At 55.0% G+C, this 16,494-nt stretch carries 19 protein-coding genes; 11 read left to right on the top strand and 8 right to left on the bottom strand.

The annotated features are described in order from the left end of the window. Nucleotides 1-2 precede the first annotated feature (2 nt). Both GTGU_RS09885 and GTGU_RS09880 read left to right on the top strand, forming a co-directional pair. Nucleotides 3-857, top strand: a complete 855-nt coding sequence (locus GTGU_RS09885; RefSeq protein WP_038156249.1) for an L-ribulose-5-phosphate 3-epimerase — start codon at nt 3-5, stop codon at nt 855-857. Further along, the gene (locus tag GTGU_RS09880) at nt 857-1,543 is read left to right on the top strand and encodes an L-ribulose-5-phosphate 4-epimerase (RefSeq protein ID WP_038156352.1); all 687 of its coding nucleotides are present in this window, start codon (nt 857-859) and stop codon (nt 1,541-1,543) included. The genes GTGU_RS09885 and GTGU_RS09880 overlap by 1 nt, the downstream gene beginning before the upstream one ends. A 93-nt stretch (nt 1,544-1,636) precedes the next feature. Here the strand turns inward: GTGU_RS09880 and GTGU_RS09875 are convergent, their stop codons facing one another. After that, a complete protein-coding gene (locus GTGU_RS09875; protein WP_038156247.1) occupies nt 1,637-1,912 on the bottom strand; it encodes a YdgH/BhsA/McbA family protein in 276 nt (91 codons plus the stop codon). A 329-nt stretch (nt 1,913-2,241) separates the two neighbouring features. Between GTGU_RS09875 and rpsF the strand changes: the two genes are divergently transcribed. Genes rpsF through rplI form a run of 4 tightly spaced genes read left to right on the top strand, consistent with a single transcriptional unit; the run spans nt 2,242 to nt 3,680 of the window. Beyond that, nucleotides 2,242-2,637 (top strand): 30S ribosomal protein S6, encoded by a 396-nt coding sequence (rpsF, locus tag GTGU_RS09870; RefSeq protein WP_012134408.1) that lies wholly within the window; start codon nt 2,242-2,244, stop codon nt 2,635-2,637. Between the two features lie 5 nt (nt 2,638-2,642). Continuing rightward, nucleotides 2,643-2,957 carry a primosomal replication protein N gene (gene priB / locus GTGU_RS09865; protein WP_038156243.1) on the top strand — a complete coding sequence of 105 codons (315 nt, stop codon included), beginning with the start codon at nt 2,643-2,645 and terminating at the stop codon, nt 2,955-2,957. 4 nt (nt 2,958-2,961) lie between these two features. Next, nucleotides 2,962-3,189 (top strand): 30S ribosomal protein S18, encoded by a 228-nt coding sequence (gene rpsR / locus GTGU_RS09860; RefSeq protein WP_000135199.1) that lies wholly within the window; start codon nt 2,962-2,964, stop codon nt 3,187-3,189. A 41-nt stretch (nt 3,190-3,230) separates the two neighbouring features. Continuing rightward, complete coding sequence (gene rplI, locus GTGU_RS09855; RefSeq protein WP_038156237.1) at nt 3,231-3,680, top strand: 50S ribosomal protein L9; 450 nt, start codon at nt 3,231-3,233, stop codon at nt 3,678-3,680. 107 nt (nt 3,681-3,787) lie between these two features. Here rplI and GTGU_RS09850 read toward each other — a convergent pair whose 3' ends face one another. Then, a complete protein-coding gene (locus GTGU_RS09850) occupies nt 3,788-4,396 on the bottom strand; it encodes a LysM-like peptidoglycan-binding domain-containing protein (protein WP_038156235.1) in 609 nt (202 codons plus the stop codon). 158 nt (nt 4,397-4,554) lie between these two features. Between GTGU_RS09850 and bamJ the strand changes: the two genes are divergently transcribed. Both bamJ and cycA read left to right on the top strand, forming a co-directional pair. Next, nucleotides 4,555-5,175 (top strand): BamJ family beta-barrel-assembly machinery protein, encoded by a 621-nt coding sequence (gene bamJ, locus GTGU_RS09845; RefSeq protein WP_038156233.1) that lies wholly within the window; start codon nt 4,555-4,557, stop codon nt 5,173-5,175. A 301-nt stretch (nt 5,176-5,476) separates the two neighbouring features. Next, entirely contained in the window at nt 5,477-6,886 is a 1,410-nt protein-coding gene (gene cycA / locus GTGU_RS09840; RefSeq protein WP_038156231.1) for a D-serine/D-alanine/glycine transporter, read from the top strand. A gap of 38 nt (nt 6,887-6,924) precedes the next feature. Here the strand turns inward: cycA and ytfE are convergent, their stop codons facing one another. Further along, nucleotides 6,925-7,587, bottom strand: coding sequence for an iron-sulfur cluster repair protein YtfE (ytfE, locus tag GTGU_RS09835; RefSeq protein ID WP_038156230.1), 663 nt, complete (start codon nt 7,585-7,587; stop codon nt 6,925-6,927). A gap of 240 nt (nt 7,588-7,827) precedes the next feature. Here ytfE and GTGU_RS09830 point away from each other — a divergent pair, with 240 nt between their 5' ends. Next, the gene (locus tag GTGU_RS09830; RefSeq protein ID WP_038156228.1) at nt 7,828-9,483 is read left to right on the top strand and encodes a methyl-accepting chemotaxis protein; all 1,656 of its coding nucleotides are present in this window, start codon (nt 7,828-7,830) and stop codon (nt 9,481-9,483) included. A 3-nt stretch (nt 9,484-9,486) separates the two neighbouring features. On the opposite strand, the gene GTGU_RS09825 is transcribed toward GTGU_RS09830, so the two are convergent. From GTGU_RS09825 to GTGU_RS09815, 3 genes are all read right to left on the bottom strand, one after another. Then, nucleotides 9,487-10,455 carry a DMT family transporter gene (locus GTGU_RS09825; protein ID WP_038156226.1) on the bottom strand — a complete coding sequence of 323 codons (969 nt, stop codon included), beginning with the start codon at nt 10,453-10,455 and terminating at the stop codon, nt 9,487-9,489. 74 nt (nt 10,456-10,529) lie between these two features. Then, a complete protein-coding gene (locus GTGU_RS09820) occupies nt 10,530-11,354 on the bottom strand; it encodes an AraC family transcriptional regulator (protein WP_038156351.1) in 825 nt (274 codons plus the stop codon). Nucleotides 11,355-11,434: 80 nt separating this feature from the next. Continuing rightward, on the bottom strand, nt 11,435-12,283 hold the full coding sequence (locus tag GTGU_RS09815; protein WP_038156223.1) for an SDR family oxidoreductase: 849 nt from the start codon (nt 12,281-12,283) through the stop codon (nt 11,435-11,437). 89 nt (nt 12,284-12,372) lie between these two features. On the opposite strand from GTGU_RS09815, the gene GTGU_RS09810 reads away from it, so the two are divergent. Beyond that, nucleotides 12,373-12,765 (top strand): winged helix-turn-helix transcriptional regulator, encoded by a 393-nt coding sequence (locus GTGU_RS09810; protein ID WP_245609601.1) that lies wholly within the window; start codon nt 12,373-12,375, stop codon nt 12,763-12,765. Nucleotides 12,766-12,768: 3 nt separating this feature from the next. Here GTGU_RS09810 and GTGU_RS09805 read toward each other — a convergent pair whose 3' ends face one another. Continuing rightward, complete coding sequence (locus GTGU_RS09805; protein WP_156964116.1) at nt 12,769-14,712, bottom strand: bifunctional 2',3'-cyclic-nucleotide 2'-phosphodiesterase/3'-nucleotidase; 1,944 nt, start codon at nt 14,710-14,712, stop codon at nt 12,769-12,771. A gap of 188 nt (nt 14,713-14,900) precedes the next feature. On the opposite strand from GTGU_RS09805, the gene cysQ reads away from it, so the two are divergent. Then, nucleotides 14,901-15,641 (top strand): 3'(2'),5'-bisphosphate nucleotidase CysQ, encoded by a 741-nt coding sequence (cysQ, locus tag GTGU_RS09800; RefSeq protein WP_038156220.1) that lies wholly within the window; start codon nt 14,901-14,903, stop codon nt 15,639-15,641. Here cysQ and GTGU_RS09795 read toward each other — a convergent pair. Continuing rightward, nucleotides 15,638-16,195 carry a YtfJ family protein gene (locus GTGU_RS09795; protein WP_038156218.1) on the bottom strand — a complete coding sequence of 186 codons (558 nt, stop codon included), beginning with the start codon at nt 16,193-16,195 and terminating at the stop codon, nt 15,638-15,640. The genes cysQ and GTGU_RS09795 overlap by 4 nt on opposite strands. Nucleotides 16,196-16,494 lie beyond the last annotated feature (299 nt).

The raw sequence follows: 16,494 nt of genomic DNA, 5'->3' as shown, positions 1-16,494 counted from the left end.
TTATGACGACGAATCCGGTGCTGCTCGGCATCTATGAAAAAGCGCTCCCGGCCGGGGAGTGCTGGCGGGAACGGCTGCGGCTGGCGAAATCACTGGGATTTGATTTTGTCGAAATGTCGGTGGATGAAACCGATGAACGGCTGGCGCGCCTTGACTGGACGGCGGAAGAAAAGCTGTCACTGGTAAAAGCGATTGCTGAAACCGGCGTTCGGGTGTCATCGATGTGCCTGAGCGCGCACCGCCGTTTCCCGCTCGGCAGCGAAGATAACCATGTTCGTGCGCAGGGGCTGGCGATCATGCAAAAAGCTATTCGATTTGCGCAGGATGTCGGCATCAGGGTGATCCAACTGGCGGGGTACGACGTTTACTACCAGCAGGCCAATGACGAAACACGTCGACGTTTTCGCGACGGACTGAGGGAGAGCGTCGACATGGCCAGCCGGGCGCAGGTAACGCTGGCAATTGAAATCATGGATTACCCGCTGATGAACTCTATCAGCAAGGCGCTGGGTTACGCGCACTATCTTAATAACCCGTGGTTTCAGCTTTACCCCGATATCGGTAATTTATCGGCGTGGGACAACGACGTGCAGATGGAACTGCAGGCTGGTATGGGGCACATCGTGGCGGTACATGTTAAAGATACCCGGCCGGGTGTGTTTAAAAACGTGCCGTTTGGTAGCGGTGTGGTGGATTTCGAAGCCTGTTTCCGCACACTCAAACAGAGTGGTTACTGCGGTCCTTACCTGATTGAAATGTGGAGCGAAACCGCAGACGACCCCGCTGCCGAAGTAGTCAAAGCCCGCGACTGGGTGCGTGAACGGATGGCACGCGCCGGGCTGGGGGAGGCCGCATGATGCAGCAGCTTAAACAACAGGTCTTTGAAGCCAATATGGATTTGCCGCGCTACGGGCTGGTGACGTTTACCTGGGGCAACGTCAGTGCTATCGATCGTGAGCGTCGCCGGGTGGTGATCAAGCCCAGCGGCGTGGAGTACGAGGCCATGACCGTTGACGACATGGTGGTCATTGATCTGGAAGGCAGGGTCATTGAAGGCCAATGGCGCCCGTCGTCTGATACCGCCACGCATCTGGCGTTGTATCACCGTTATCCGTCGATCGGTGGTGTGGTGCATACTCACTCGACGCACGCCACGGCCTGGGCGCAAGCCGGGCTGGCAATCCCCGCGCTGGGGACGACGCATGCTGATTACTTCTGGGGAGATATTCCCTGCACCCGCGCACTTAGCGAACAAGAGATCGCGGAAGCGTATGAGCGGCATACCGGCACGGTTATTATAGAAACGCTCGGCGAATGCGAGCCGCTGCATACGCCAGGTGTCGTGGTGTATCAGCACGGGCCTTTTGCCTGGGGAAAAAATGCCCACGACGCGGTACATAACGCTGTGGTGATGGAAGAGGTGGCGAAGATGGCGTGGATTGCGCGCGGAATCAATCCACAACTGAACGCTATTGATCCGGCATTAATGCATAAACACTTTCTGCGTAAGCACGGGCCGGATGCGTATTACGGGCAAAAATAACCTACGGGTTACCCGCACCTAAAAAAAGCCCCCGGACACGGGGGCAAATAAAATAAAGGGGATGGTTAACTTCTCGTTAGGATGTTCCTGGTGCTAGCGGTAAATTTCGGCGCTGGCATGGATAAGGCCATTACTCTCCGGTTCATGCAGCAATACCGGGTAGAAATACCTTGCGCCTTGCGCGTCACTCTCTTCGTTAAGGGCTTGATCCGCTTCGCTTTCAGTGGCGAGGTTATGGTTTATGTAAATAACGCCTAAGCTATGCACATCATCCATATTTTTGGCTTGTGAGCCGGTGATTTTTACGGCTGCCATCGCATTTACGTTTAGCAATAACGCAGCCAGTACAGCCAGTGCGATGCGTTTCATAATGTCTACTCCTTACCACCTCTCCTTCCCTGTACAACAGTACGGAGGGTGTATGATGTAAGTGTAATGCCTCCCCGCAGGTTAAATAGCGACCATTTCTGATGCAGTTGTTCAAAAAAATGCCGCATCCGTTCTGATTGATTTTAAATCACCGACTTAACCCCGCTTCTCGCTTTGTGCGAATTATTTAGACAATCACCTTGTCTTTACCAAGCCCCGCAAGTAGAATGACGCGTCAATTTTTCAGCCGCCCTTTAATCACGTTCCTTGCCTCCATGGGCTGCGGCTGACCCAGACAGGAGGCTGAATAATCCGTAAGGAGCAATTCGATGCGTCATTACGAAATCGTTTTTATGGTCCATCCTGACCAGAGCGAACAGGTTCCGGGCATGATCGAGCGCTACACCGGTGCAATCACTGGTGCAGAAGGCAAGATCCACCGTCTGGAAGACTGGGGCCGCCGTCAGCTGGCTTACCCGATCAACAAACTGCACAAAGCACACTACGTTCTGCTGAACGTTGAAGCGCCGCAGGAAGTGATCGATGAGCTGGAAACAAACTTCCGCTTCAACGATGCCGTTATCCGTAGCATGGTAATGCGTACTAAGCACGCTGTTACCGAAGCATCTCCGATGGTTAAAGCGAAAGACGAGCGCCGTGAGCGTCGCGATGATTTCGCAAACGAAACCGCAGATGATGCAGATGCTGGGGATTCTGAAGAGTAATCCTGATGACCAATCGTCTGGTCTTGTCCGGTACCGTGTGCAGGACGCCACTTCGTAAGGTCAGCCCATCAGGAATTCCTCACTGCCAGTTCGTGCTTGAGCATCGTTCCGTGCAGGAGGAAGCCGGTTTTCACCGGCAGGCGTGGTGCCAGATGCCCGTTATTATTAGCGGACACGACAACCAGGCCATTACTCACAGTATAACGGTCGGTAGCGCAGTGACCGTTCAGGGGTTCATCAGTTGCCACAAGGCAAAGAATGGCCTGAGCAAAATGGTTCTGCATGCCGAGCAGATTGAATTGATAGATTCTGGAGACTAGCCAAATGGCACGTTATTTCCGTCGTCGCAAGTTCTGCCGTTTCACCGCGGAAGGCGTTCAAGAGATCGACTATAAAGATATCGCTACGCTGAAAAACTACATCACCGAAAGCGGTAAGATTGTCCCGAGCCGTATCACCGGTACCCGTGCAAAATATCAGCGTCAGCTGGCACGCGCTATCAAACGCGCTCGCTACCTGTCCCTGCTGCCGTACACTGATCGTCATCAGTAATCGGTCACGGTCCATTAATACGACTTTGAGAGGATAAGGTAATGCAAGTTATTCTGCTTGATAAAGTAGCAAACCTGGGCAGCCTGGGTGATCAGGTTAACGTTAAAGCGGGCTACGCTCGTAACTACCTGGTACCGCAGGGTAAAGCTGTTCCGGCAACCAAGAAAAACGTTGAATATTTCGAAGCACGTCGCGCTGAACTGGAAGCTAAACTGGCTGACGTTCTGGCGGCTGCTAATGCTCGCGCTGAGAAAATCAACGCGCTGGGCAGCGTAACCATCGCGTCTAAAGCAGGCGACGAAGGTAAACTGTTCGGTTCCATCGGTACTCGCGACATCGCTGACGCTGTTTCTGCAGCTGGCGTTGAAGTGGCTAAGAGCGAAGTTCGTCTGCCGAACGGCGTTCTGCGTACCACTGGTGAGCACGAAGTGAACTTCCAGGTTCACAGCGAAGTGTTTGCTAAACTGGTTGTAAACGTTGTTGCTGAGTAATTAATTACTCGCATCAATATCGAAGCGCCGGCCTGGAGCCGGCGTTTTGCTTTTCTGCGTCCGGTGTTTCTTTACTGGTCAGGCCGACACCACCGGGGCGGAGTCGTTTATCGTGCGCGAATAAAGCTGCCATCGGACTGACGGGTAAACAGCACCTGCTGGTCGTTTCCGGTATCGATCGTTAATCCGGTCACCACACCGTTAGCATTCTGACGGATCTGAATCATCTGCCCGGTTTGCAGATTGCTCAGTGGTTTGCCGCTGCCTTCCACTTTCGCCATCGCGTAGACATCTGTCGGCGGCAGATTATGGTCGCGGAACAACTGGGCAAGGGTTTTCCCCGACTCAACGCGATAAGAGCGCCATTGCTGTTCGATACCCGGCGTCGGTTGCGGCGGCGTTTGTGCCTGCGTTTGTGGATCCTCTTCCTGGACCGGTTCTGGCGCGACAGGCGCCACCGGCTGAGAATCACTGACAGAGGGAGTCACCCGCGGCGGTTGGGATGAGGACTGGATATTAAGCTGTGCATCGCGTGTTGCAGGGGGCGAGGAGCGGTTGTCATCCCCTGACGGCAGCAGAACGCCGATCACCACTAACAGAGCACCGACGATAATACCGCGACGATGCAGCGGCGGCAGGGGATCCATCAAACGAATGTCATCCGGTGCGTGCCAGATTTTCAGCAACGTCTGTTGTAACGGGTTTCGCCCGGGCATGGCTTTCCTCCTGCTCCGCGTTCCTGGTTCCTGTGCCCTCAGTATATACATAATTTTCTCAGGGCCACATTTACTCTCTTCACGTTACACAAAGTTTTACCCGAAACGGCATGGCTGCTATGCTGCCCGCTACTTTATACCCGATGAAAGGAAAGACGATGGCAACCCCGACTTTTGACACGATTGAAGCGCAGGCTAGTTACGGTATTGGCTTACAGGTAGGACAACAGCTTAGCGAATCCGGTTTGCAGGGGCTGCTGCCGGAAGCACTGGTAGCGGGTATTGCCGACGCGCTGGAAGGCAAACAGCCGCAGGTTCCGGTTGATGTAGTGCATCGTGCGCTGCGTGAAATCCACGAACGTGCAGATGCCGTTCGCCGTGAGCGCTTCGAAGCGATGGCCGCCGATGGCGTGAAATATCTGGAAGAAAACCGTGAGAAAGAGGGTGTAAATAGCACCGAATCTGGTTTGCAATTCCGGGTGATTAACCAGGGCGAAGGCGCTATCCCGGCGCGTACTGACCGCGTTCGTGTGCATTATACCGGTAAGCTTATCGACGGCACCGTATTTGACAGCTCTGTCGCCCGTGGCGAACCGGCAGAATTCCCGGTGAACGGCGTGATCGCTGGCTGGATTGAAGCGCTGACCCTGATGCCGGTGGGGTCGAAGTGGGAACTGACTATCCCGCACAACCTGGCGTATGGTGAGCGTGGCGCAGGCGCGTCCATTCCGCCGTTCAGCACGCTGGTTTTTGACGTTGAGCTGCTGGAAATTCTGTAAGGCAGGATGAATCCTCTCCTCATCTGGGGAGAGGATGTTCAGAAACAGAGTAAAATCCTCAAGTTATAAATTTATTGTTATTTAATGCTGACAATATCGATTTTGTGCGATTTATTGTGAAGTGATTCGCGTTTTAAGAGTGATATAACACTCATTTTAAACATAAAATTAACATTTAATTCATTTCCAGGTATTCAACCCGCCGATTCTTACCTAATATCGATAAATCCCTGAACAGGGTCCAGAGCATAAAGGGCCGCAGAGCCAGCACAACACAACAGGAACACAGGAAGAAAATCACATGGTAGATCAGGTTAAAGTCGCTGCTGAAGAGCAGGATCCGGCTGAACAATCGCTACGGCGAAATCTTACTAACCGTCATATCCAGCTTATCGCCATCGGCGGCGCCATCGGTACCGGACTGTTTATGGGCTCCGGTAAAACCATCAGTCTTGCCGGGCCGTCGATCATCTTTGTCTATATGATCATCGGCTTCATGCTGTTCTTCGTCATGCGAGCGATGGGCGAACTGCTGCTGTCTAATCTCGAGTACAAATCCTTTAGCGACTTCGCGGCCGATCTGCTTGGTCCGTGGGCGGGGTATTTCACCGGCTGGACCTACTGGTTCTGTTGGGTGGTCACCGGGATGGCCGATGTTGTCGCCATCACAGCGTACGCGCAATTCTGGTTCCCCGAACTCTCCGACTGGGTGGCATCGCTGGCAGTCGTGGTTCTGCTGTTGAGTCTGAACCTCGCCACGGTGAAGATGTTCGGTGAGATGGAGTTCTGGTTTGCGATGATCAAAATCGTTGCCATCGTGGCGCTGATTATCGTGGGGCTGGTAATGGTGCTGACACACTTCCAGTCACCAACCGGGGTTGAAGCCTCGTTTGCCCATCTGTGGAATGACGGCGGCTGGTTCCCGAAAGGGCTGAGCGGCTTTTTTGCTGGCTTCCAGATAGCGGTGTTTGCCTTCGTCGGTATCGAACTGGTGGGCACTACGGCGGCGGAAACAAAAGATCCGGAAAAATCCCTGCCACGCGCCATCAACTCCATTCCCATTCGTATCATCATGTTCTACGTGTTTGCGCTGATCGTCATTATGTCGGTCACTCCGTGGAGCTCAGTGGTACCGGACAAGAGCCCGTTTGTTGAGCTGTTCGTGCTGGTCGGTCTGCCGGCAGCGGCCAGTATCATTAACTTCGTGGTGCTGACTTCCGCGGCTTCTTCTGCCAACAGCGGTGTGTTCTCAACCAGCCGTATGTTGTTCGGTCTGGCGCAGGACGGCGTAGCGCCGAAAGCCTTCGCCAAACTCTCTAAGCGCGCAGTTCCGGCGAAAGGGCTGACCTTTTCCTGTATCTGCCTGTTGGGCGGCGTGGTAATGCTGTACGTTAACCCGAGCGTGATTACTGCGTTCACCATGATTACGACCGTCTCGGCGATCCTTTTCATGTTCGTCTGGACGATTATCCTCTGCTCGTACCTGGTGTACCGCAAACAGCGTCCACAGCTGCATGAGAAATCGATCTACAAGATGCCGCTGGGCAAAGTGATGTGTTGGGTCTGCATGGCGTTCTTCGTCTTCGTTATTGTGCTGTTGACGCTGGAAGATGACACCCGTCAGGCGCTGATCGTGACGCCGCTGTGGTTTATCGCACTGGGCTTAGGCTGGCTGTATATCGGTAAGAAACGTAGGGCAGACCTGCGTTAATGATTGGCCCGGTGGCATTGCGCCACCGGGCAATGTTGTTATTCCCCGGCAAGCGCACGCGGGAACAGCACGTTATTCTCCAGACTGATGTGTTCCATCAGATCATCAATCATCTCGTTAATGCCGTTGTACATCGCTTTCCATGTGGTGCACGCTTCCGGCGGCGGGGTGACGTTATTGGTGGTGTGCTTAATCACCTCCAGCAGTTCACCCGCTTCATCATGCTCGCTTTCCATTACGCTTATCGGTCCCATTGCCTGACTTCCCATGCCCTGCTTGATCATCGGGAACAGGATCTGCTCCTCTTTCATCATATGGCTGGAAAGCTCCTGATGCAGCATAGTCAGGTATTTCGCCAGACCGCGCGGCACAGTGGGTTTGTCGGCGTGAACGCGTTCCACTTTGGTGGCCTGCAGGATCAGTTCAGGAAGCTGTTCGCGATGACGATCATGATAACGCACAATGATGTGATTGATGATTTCACCGAGCGGTGCCACGCGCCAGTCTTTCTCTACCGGCTGCTCAGCGAGCATTGCCAGCTCGGCTTCGATGGCGTCGAGATCCAGCTCCTTACGGGTTGCAGCGCGCTCGAGCGTCTGCTTGCCGCCACAGCAGTAATCCATATCGTATTTACGGAACAGCGCAGAGGCGCGCGGGATGGAGAGCGCCAGTTCACCTAAAGGTTGGTCGCGGAAGGCCATAGCAGTTACCTCATCATGAATAATATAAGATGCATATTAAATGCATCTTTAAAATAACGCTATACCTCTTTTGAGGTGCTGTATTTTGAGAGCTTTGTCACAAAAAATTTTGTGCGTTAAGGCTCTGACCCGTATTGAAAAATTGCCGCCTGGCAACTCGCCTGAACGAAAGGCCGTTAAACAACCGCAAACGGCTGCCGATAGATAGTGCTCAACACCTGCATATAAAAAAGGCTATCCATGTTCAAACGTATAAAAGTCATCACCCTGCTGATTTCGGTGTTGCTTGTGCTCGGCGCAATGCAGCTCTTTTCTGCGGGAGTATTTATTAAGGCGCTCAATAACGATAAACACAACTTCAGCGTCGCTCAGCTCTCCAGCCAGAACGTCGCCGCATTTACTGATGCCTGGGTGAGTCTCAACCAGGCACGCGTCACCCTCAACCGCGGGATGCTGCGCCTGCAAAGCAGCATGGGAACGCAAATCAACGGCGGCCAGTTAAGTGAACTGGTGAAAACGGCTAACGCTCTGCTGGCGGAAGCCAAAGATCACTATGACCGCTACCACGAACTGCCCAATACCCCGGGAATCGACCAAACCCTGACCGAGAGCCTGGAAACACAGTTTGGCATATACTCCGCCACCCTTGCCCGCATGAATGTTCTGCTGGAGCAGGGCAAACTGGAAGAGATGTTTAAAGAGAACGCCGAACAGAAACAGCAGGCGATGCAGAAGTCTTACCGCGAATGGCGTGCGATGCAGACGCAACTGAGCAACGCTGGCATCCAGGACAATAATAACGATTACACGCGCATTCTTTGGATCCTCGCGACTATTATGGTGGTCGTTGTCGTGGTGATTGTGGCGAGCTGGGTGGCGATGCAGCGCGTACTACTGAAACCGCTGCATCAGGTGATGGAACACATTCGCGCGATTGCCGCAGGCGACCTGACGCACCCTATTGACGCCGAAGGCCGTAACGAAATGGCGCTGCTGGCGGGCAACGTGCGTGAAATGCAGCAGGCGCTGGCGAAAACGGTCACCATCGTGCGCGAAGGCGCTGACACCATCTACACCGGTGCGGGCGAAATCTCCGCAGGCAGCAATGATCTCTCTTCCCGCACGGAGCAGCAGGCGGCATCACTGGAAGAGACGGCAGCCAGCATGGAACAGCTGACGGCCACTGTGAAGCAAAACGCCGACAACGCCCGCCAGGCGTCCGGTCTCGCGCTGACCGCCTCAAAAACCGCGCAGAAAGGCGGTGAAGTGGTGGATGGCGTGGTTCGCACGATGGATGAAATTGCCCGCAGTTCCGGCCAAATTTCGCAGATTACCAGCGTGATCGACGGCATTGCCTTCCAGACTAATATCCTGGCGCTGAATGCTGCCGTCGAAGCCGCGCGTGCCGGTGAGCAGGGCAGAGGCTTTGCGGTGGTGGCGGGTGAGGTTCGCACGCTGGCACAACGCAGCGCGCAGGCAGCCAAAGAGATTAAAGGGCTGATTGAAGACTCGGTCGAGCGCGTTAGCACCGGTTCTTCGCTGGTTCATGAAGCGGGTGAAACGATGGCGGAAATCGTGACCTCGGTGACGCGTGTGAATGACATCATGGCTGAGATCGCCTCGGCGTCGGATGAGCAGAGCCGTGGCATTGATCAGGTTGGTCAGGCTATTGCTGAAATGGATCGCGTGACGCAGCAGAACGCCTCGCTGGTGGAAGAGTCTGCCGCGGCTGCAGCGGCGCTCGAAGAACAGTCCGCACGTCTGAACGAGACTGTCGCGGTGTTCAAAATCCTCCGCGGCAATGCGCCAAAAACGACGCCGGCCCGTCCAGCAACAACGGTAAAAAAATCGGTTCCGGCACTGGCAACCGCCGACGGCACCTGGGAAACTTTCTGACGATTAGCCCTGTTCAGTTACAGGCGTAACTGTGGGACGCGTCGGTTTCGTTCTGACCGCCATCACCACGCCAGTAACCAGCAGCAGGATACCGCTTAGCGTGAGCAATGGCGGGGCGCTCTGACGAAGCAAAAAGGTGTAGAGCAACCCCGCCAGCGTTTCAAATACAATCAGCGGCCCGACGATCACTGTCGGTAACCGCTGGCTGGCGATATTCCAGCACAGCGCGCCCACCCACGAACAGAAAATCGCAATCGCCAGCATCAGGCTGACAAACACCACGGGACGCGGGCCAAACGGCAGCGGGAACGCCACGTCCTGCATACTCAGCCAGCCGCAAGCCGCAAGATAGCCCGCCAGCGACACCGGCAGCGTCACCAGTGCCTGCGCGGTTGCCCACATCATTGGGTGCTTATCCGGATTTTCCCGCAGCCAGCGCGCGTTACGCAGCGCATACCACGCCCAGCAGACCACAGAAATCAGCGCCAGCCCGATCCCGGACCCATAGCGCCACCCGTTAAAACCCACCAATTCGTAGCGCAGCTCGGCGATATTCACGCACAGCAAGCCAAAGGCGATGCACACCAGTGCAGGGATCATGCGTAACCAGGGCAATTTGCCGTCACGCTGGCTGTAAAGCAGGTTGGCAAACACCGGGATCACCACCGGCAGGGTACCGATAATCATCGTGGAAACCGGCGCGCCGGCACGCTGAATGGCGCTCGCGAGGCACAAGTAATAAATCAGATTGCCCATCATGGTGAGACCGAGCGCGGTCAGCCAGTCCTGACGTGTCAACTGTTTCAGCCGTCCGCGACCCAGCCACGCCAGCGGCAGAGCGATTAACCCCAGCGCCAGATAGCGTCCCATCGACTGCAACATCGCCGGGTATTCCGGCACGATCAGCGGGCCGACGAAAATCAATCCCCACATTAACCCTGCCAGCAGGGCATACAGCACGCCGCTTATCATCGCTTAACCCTTAAAGCTTGTTGAACCCAAAGTGTAGGCAGGGAAGGGAGAAGCGTATTGTATGAGATTGCGCATCAGCGCCGGGCGACCTGTTTCTGATAGCGGACTGGCGTGATGCCGTAGCGGCGGGTGAACGTGCGGGTTAAATGGGATTGATCGACCAGCCCTGTTGCGGCGGCGACCTCGGCTGCGGGCATGCCATGGGTGAGAAAGTTCTTGGCGCGCCAGAGACGGATCGCCATCAGCATCTGATGCGGCGTAACGTGGAAATGAACCTTAAACTGGCGCTGAAAATGATACGGACTGAGCGACACCACCTGCGCAAGTTCATCCAGCGTGACGGCGTGCATGTAGTTGTCATGCAGATAGTCACGCACACGGTCGAAACGGTGACCACTTTCCTGTCGGTTGGGGGCATGGTGGGCAAAAGGGCGAAAGGTATCGATTAGATCCAACAGCAACCCTTTTTGCGCCAGTGGATCGTCGGTATGCCACATCGCGTAAATCAGCGTGCCAGTCTGTCGGGCGCGCAGCGGATCGATGCGCATGACATCGCTAAACCACCAGTGACGAATGCCTGTCACCTCTTCGAGCAGATCCGGCTCCAGATACACCATTCGATAGCGCCAGCCCTCTGCCGTTTCCGCTTCACCGGTATGCAATTCGTCGGGATTCATTGTGATCACAGAATTGATCGGCGCCACGTACTGGGTACCACGATAGCGAAAGCGCTCCGCCCCCAGTTCTATCGCGCCAATACCAAATGCTTCATGCGTATGAGGTTCAAAGGCGTAGCGGGAAATATGCGCATGATAAAGCTCAACGCCGGGCACGTGCGCCAGATGGCGAAAGCGGGCGCTGTCTGTTTCATCGGTGAACTGATCGGGTACGCCTTGCACGGTGTCCTCCACGCGGGTCATTTTCCCATTATCAGAGATGACCCGGTGGAGTGCCACAAAAAATAACCAGTTGTTAACAATTACAGGCTGCGTTCGATGCTTTTTTCAAGTGCGGTGGTCGGGCGACCGATCAGGCGACTCAGCGTGTGGCTGTCATCAAACAGGCCGCCTTTCGCAGCACCGGTGTCGGAATCAGCCAGCATGTCGGCGATGGGCGCAGGCAGGCCAACGCCTTTCAACGCAGCAGCGAAATCGGCTTCGCTGAGGTTCTGATAGGTCACCGGTTTACCGCTGTGCTTGCTGAGCGCGGCGGCCAGCTCGCTCAGCGTCCAGGCGCTGTCGCCCGCCAGTTCATATATTTTGCCGGCATGACCGTCTTCGCTGATGACGCGGGCGGCGGCCGCAGCATAGTCCGCACGGGTGGCTGAGGCGATTTTGCCGTCTCCGGCCGCGCCGATAAACACGCCATGCTCTATAGCAGGTGGCGCGCTTGCCAGATAGTTTTCGGTGTACCAGCCGTTGCGCAACAGAGCGTACGGAATGCCAGACGCTGCCAGCTGTTTTTCAGTATCAACGTGTTCAACATGCAGGCCGAGCGGTGAGGTGTCCGCATGCAGCAGGCTGGTGTAAGCGATAAATTTCACTCCCACCGTACGGGCGGCGTTGATCACGTTACGGTGCTGCGCGGCGCGTTTGCCCACTTCGCTGGATGAGATCAACAACAGTTTGTCCACGCCCTGAAGCGCCGCCGTCAGTGCCGCCGGATCGTTATAATCACCTTCGCGGACGGTAATCCCCTGCTGGCGGAGGTCATCGGCTTTCGCTGGGTTACGAACAATTGCCACGATCTGGCTGGCGGCAACGCGGGTTAATAGTTCAGCGATCACAAGCTGGCCAAGCTGGCCGGTCGCTCCGGTAATAGCAATCATGGTTTTCTCCTTCGTGTTCGTCAGGTGATGTGCTACGCTAACACCTTAACTAACTTTTAGTAAGTACGTACAAAAAGGTAAGTATGAAAATGACGATGCCGACGCCGACGCCGACGCCGACGCTGAGCGAGCAGATGCGCAACGGTAACCTGTTTGCCGAACAGTGTCCGTCGCGGGATGTGCTGAAACACGTCACCAGCCGCTGGGGCGTGTTGATTCTGGTTGCCCTGCGCGACGGTACGCATCGCTTCAGCGATCTGCGGCGTAAAATGGGCGGGGTGAGCGAAAAGATGCTGGCGCAGTCGTTACAGGCGCTGGAGCAGGATGGTTTTGTCGACCGCGTCTCTTACCCTGTCGTGCCGCCCCATGTTGAATATAGCCTGACACCGCCTGGAGAGCAGATTAGCGAGAAAGTCGCGGCGCTGGCGGACTGGATCGAAGTGAATTTGCCGGACGTGCTGGCGAAGCGCCGTCCGGCATAAACCTTATTTGCTCAAATCCAACTGATAAACGGCAAATCCAATCTCATCAGTGGCAACCTGTTTCATTGGATATTGCGCGTTTGCCTTGATAAACGTGGCGGCTTTCGCTGACGGCGAGGTCTCAAAGCGGATATCCAGCGGCGTGCTGCTGTGGACAGGTGCCAGACGCCAGTTATTATCTGCCGCCGGGTGAATTTCCCCGGCTTTCTTCGACTGCTCGCCAATCCACGCTGCCAGTACCGCGCGGTTTTCATCCGGCGAAGCAAAAGCGATATGACTGTCGCCGGTACCGGCAAATTTGCCGCCATAGGCACGGTAATTGTTGGTCGCTACGAGGAAAGTGGCATCTGGATCGATCGGCTTGCCGTTAAACGTCAGATTTTTGATACGTTCCGCGTGCGCGTTGAGGGTCTGGCATTCGCCGTCGTAGCGGGCCGGCTGTGTGACATCAATCTGATAATTCACCCCGTCGATAACGTCGAAGTTATAGGTACGGAAACCGTCCCAGTTGATCAGCGATTGCGGTTTGCTGCTGGTCGGGTCTATCTGGTTAAATTGCCCGGCGGAACACTCCAGCCACTCTTTCACTTCTTTGCCGCTGGCTTTCACCACAATCAGTGTGTTCGGGTAGAGATAAAGATCCGCCGCGTTACGGAAGGTCAACTGGCCTTTTTCCACTTCAACGAAACTTGCCGGATCGTTCTTCCGTCCGCCGACTTTAAATGGCGCTGCCGCCGACAGCACCGGCAGTTTTGCCAGATCCGGATCGCCCTGAATGAAGTGCTCGACGTAAGCTTTCTGCGCCATGTTCACCACCTGCACAGTCGGGTCGTCCTGCACCAGCGCCAGGTAGCTGTACATATTGTCGGCCGCTTTGCCGATCGGTTTGCTGACGAATTCACGGGTGCCGTCGTGAGAAGGCTTAAGGATTTTCACTAAATCAGCGTTTTCCGCCGCCAGCGATTTCTTACTCACCGCGTCGTAAATCGGACGCGCTTCGGCTTTCGCCTGCGTCACCTGCCATTTGCCGCTGTCGTTATTCAGTACCAAATCGATAACCCCAAGGTGATCACCCCACATGCCTGGCATCACTGCCGGAATGCCGTTCAGTAATCCTTTTTCAATGTCCGCGCCCTTGATGCTGGCGAAATCTTTGCCGGGGAATACCGCATGTGCATGACCAAACAGAATGGCGTCAACGCCGGGAACGTTGCTCAGGTAGTACACCGAGTTTTCCGCCATCGTCTGGTACGGGTCAGCAGAAAGGCCCGAGTGGGCGACCACCACCACCAGATCGGCGCCTTTCGCCCGCATCTCCGGCACGTATTTGCGCGCGGTTTCAGTGATGTCATTGACGGTGACTTTGCCGTCGAGATTGGCTTTATCCCAGGTCATGATCTGCGGCGGCACAAAGCCGATATAGCCGATGCGCAGGGTTTGCGTTTTACCGTCGCTGTCCTGCACCGGCGTCTCTTTGATCAGGTACGGCGTGAACAGCGGCTGACCGGTTTTCACGTCGATAATATTGGCGTTCACATAGGGGAATTTCGCTCCCGCCAGCGCCTTTTGAAGGTAGTCGAGACCATAGTTGAACTCATGATTACCGAGGTTACCGACGGCATAATCCAGCGTGTTCATCGCCTGATAGACCGGATGGACGTCCCCCTTTTTCAGCCCTTTTGCGGCCATGTAATCACCAAGCGGACTGCCCTGAATTAAGTCACCGTTATCCACCAGCACGCTGTTTTTTACTTCGCTACGTGCGGCGTTGATCAGGCTGGCAGTACGTACCAGTCCGAATTTTTCCGTCGCACTGTCTTTGTAATAATCGAAGTCCATCATATTGCTATGCAAATCCGTGGTTTCCATGATGCGGAGATCCACGGTGGCGGCCTGTACGCTGGCGGCAATCAGCGTCGCCAGGAGCGTTGCGCTAAACTTAATCATCAGGGGCATCCTTTTGTTGATCTGTTCGGCAGAAATAAATGTAATTACAGCGTGTTGCTTACAGAACTGTGAATCTTGCCATAAAAGAAACTCAGGAAACTGGCAATGTCTCACAGATAGCGGATTTCGTCGCGATACGATATAAATAAAACAATGAGTTAACGCAAAAGCGACCACGAGAGGTGGGTATGTTAGATAAAATTTGCCAGCTTGCACGGGAGGCAGGCGACGCCATTATGCAGGTGTACGACGGAAAACAGCCGATGGAACTCGCCAGCAAGCAGGACGACTCCCCGGTGACGGCGGCAGACATCGCCGCTCATGCGGTGATTCTGAAAGGGCTGCAGGCGCTGACGCCGGAGATCCCGGTGCTGTCGGAAGAAGATCCTCCGGCCTGGGATGTGCGTCAGCACTGGCAGCGTTACTGGCTGGTCGATCCGCTGGATGGCACCAAGGAGTTTATCAAGCGCAATGGCGAGTTTACCGTCAATATCGCATTGATTGATAAAGGGAAAGCGGTATTGGGCGTGGTATATGCCCCGGTCATGAAAATGATGTACAGCGCTGCCGACGGTAAGGCGTGGAAAGAGGAATGCGGGGTACGTAAGCAGATTCAGGTGCGCGACGCCAGGCCGCCGCTGGTGGTAATCAGCCGTTCGCACGCCGATGGCGAACTGCAGGAATACCTGCAACAACTGGGTGAGCACCAGACCACGTCGATTGGCTCATCGCTGAAGTTTTGCCTGGTGGCGGAAGGGCAGGCGCAGCTGTACCCGCGCTTCGGGCCGACTAACGTCTGGGATACCGCTGCCGGGCACGCCGTCGCCGCTGCCGCCGGGGCGCACGTTCACGACTGGCAGGGAAAACCGCTGGATTACACCCCGCGTGAATCGTTCCTCAACCCCGGCTTCAGAGTCTCTATTTATTAATCTTTCAGTAGCTTATGCAGCAGGGCAATCACCTGCTGCACCTCTTCCTGTGTCAGGGCACCGTCTTTCGCCCACGCCACGCGACCGTCTTTATCCAGCACGGCGATAGCCGAACTCTCTTCGTCCAGTTGCCAGGCTTTGCGCGCGAGGCCGTTACTGTCGACGATAAACTGCGACCACGGATAGAGCTTTTTATTGCTCTCAAGGCTGCTGCGTACAAACATGCCGGAGCCGGGGATCGCGTCATCGGTGTTGACAATCGTGGTGGTCTGATAGCGGTCATGAGGGAATTTCGCGGCTTTGATCGCTTCAATCAGCGCGGCATTTTTCTCTTTTGCCGAGGTGCGACCGGCAATGTGCTGCACGACGCGCACTTTTCCAGGCAACTGCGCGCTATTCCAGTTTTTATAGCTAAACTGATCCTTATCAAGCATGAGCTCACCGCGGTCAGCAATACCCACCGGCGGGACGCGCTGCCCCTCCTGAAAATCGTGTGCGGAGGCCATCAGCGGCAGTAAAAGGCACGAAAGCGCCATCAGCTTACGTAGGGTCATGGTGTTTCCTTATTTTATGCAGGTGATCCGACCACTTGGTTCGAACAATAATCATAAGTGCGATTTCGCCGCTTTACCCGCAATCCCGATGCCAGTTTGCGGGCGAACGCACATATATGAGAAAAAACGAAGACTTATACTGCCTTCTGCGTATAGCTGAAACGAAAATTCTGAATTACTGTAATCAAAAGGTAAATAAACTTATACATACTGGGTATCTTCCCGGTTATGAACTATAGTTTTAGAGCTTTAAATTTTGCGCCCCGACACGTTGGACCGATTGTGGTACCACAGGAGCG

The sequence above is a fragment of the Trabulsiella guamensis ATCC 49490 genome (assembly GCF_000734965.1).
GTDB classification, from domain to species: Bacteria; Pseudomonadota; Gammaproteobacteria; order Enterobacterales; family Enterobacteriaceae; genus Trabulsiella; species Trabulsiella guamensis.
The sequence above is the reverse complement of the archived record's forward strand: the minus strand, read 5'-3'. Positions and strand labels throughout refer to the sequence as shown.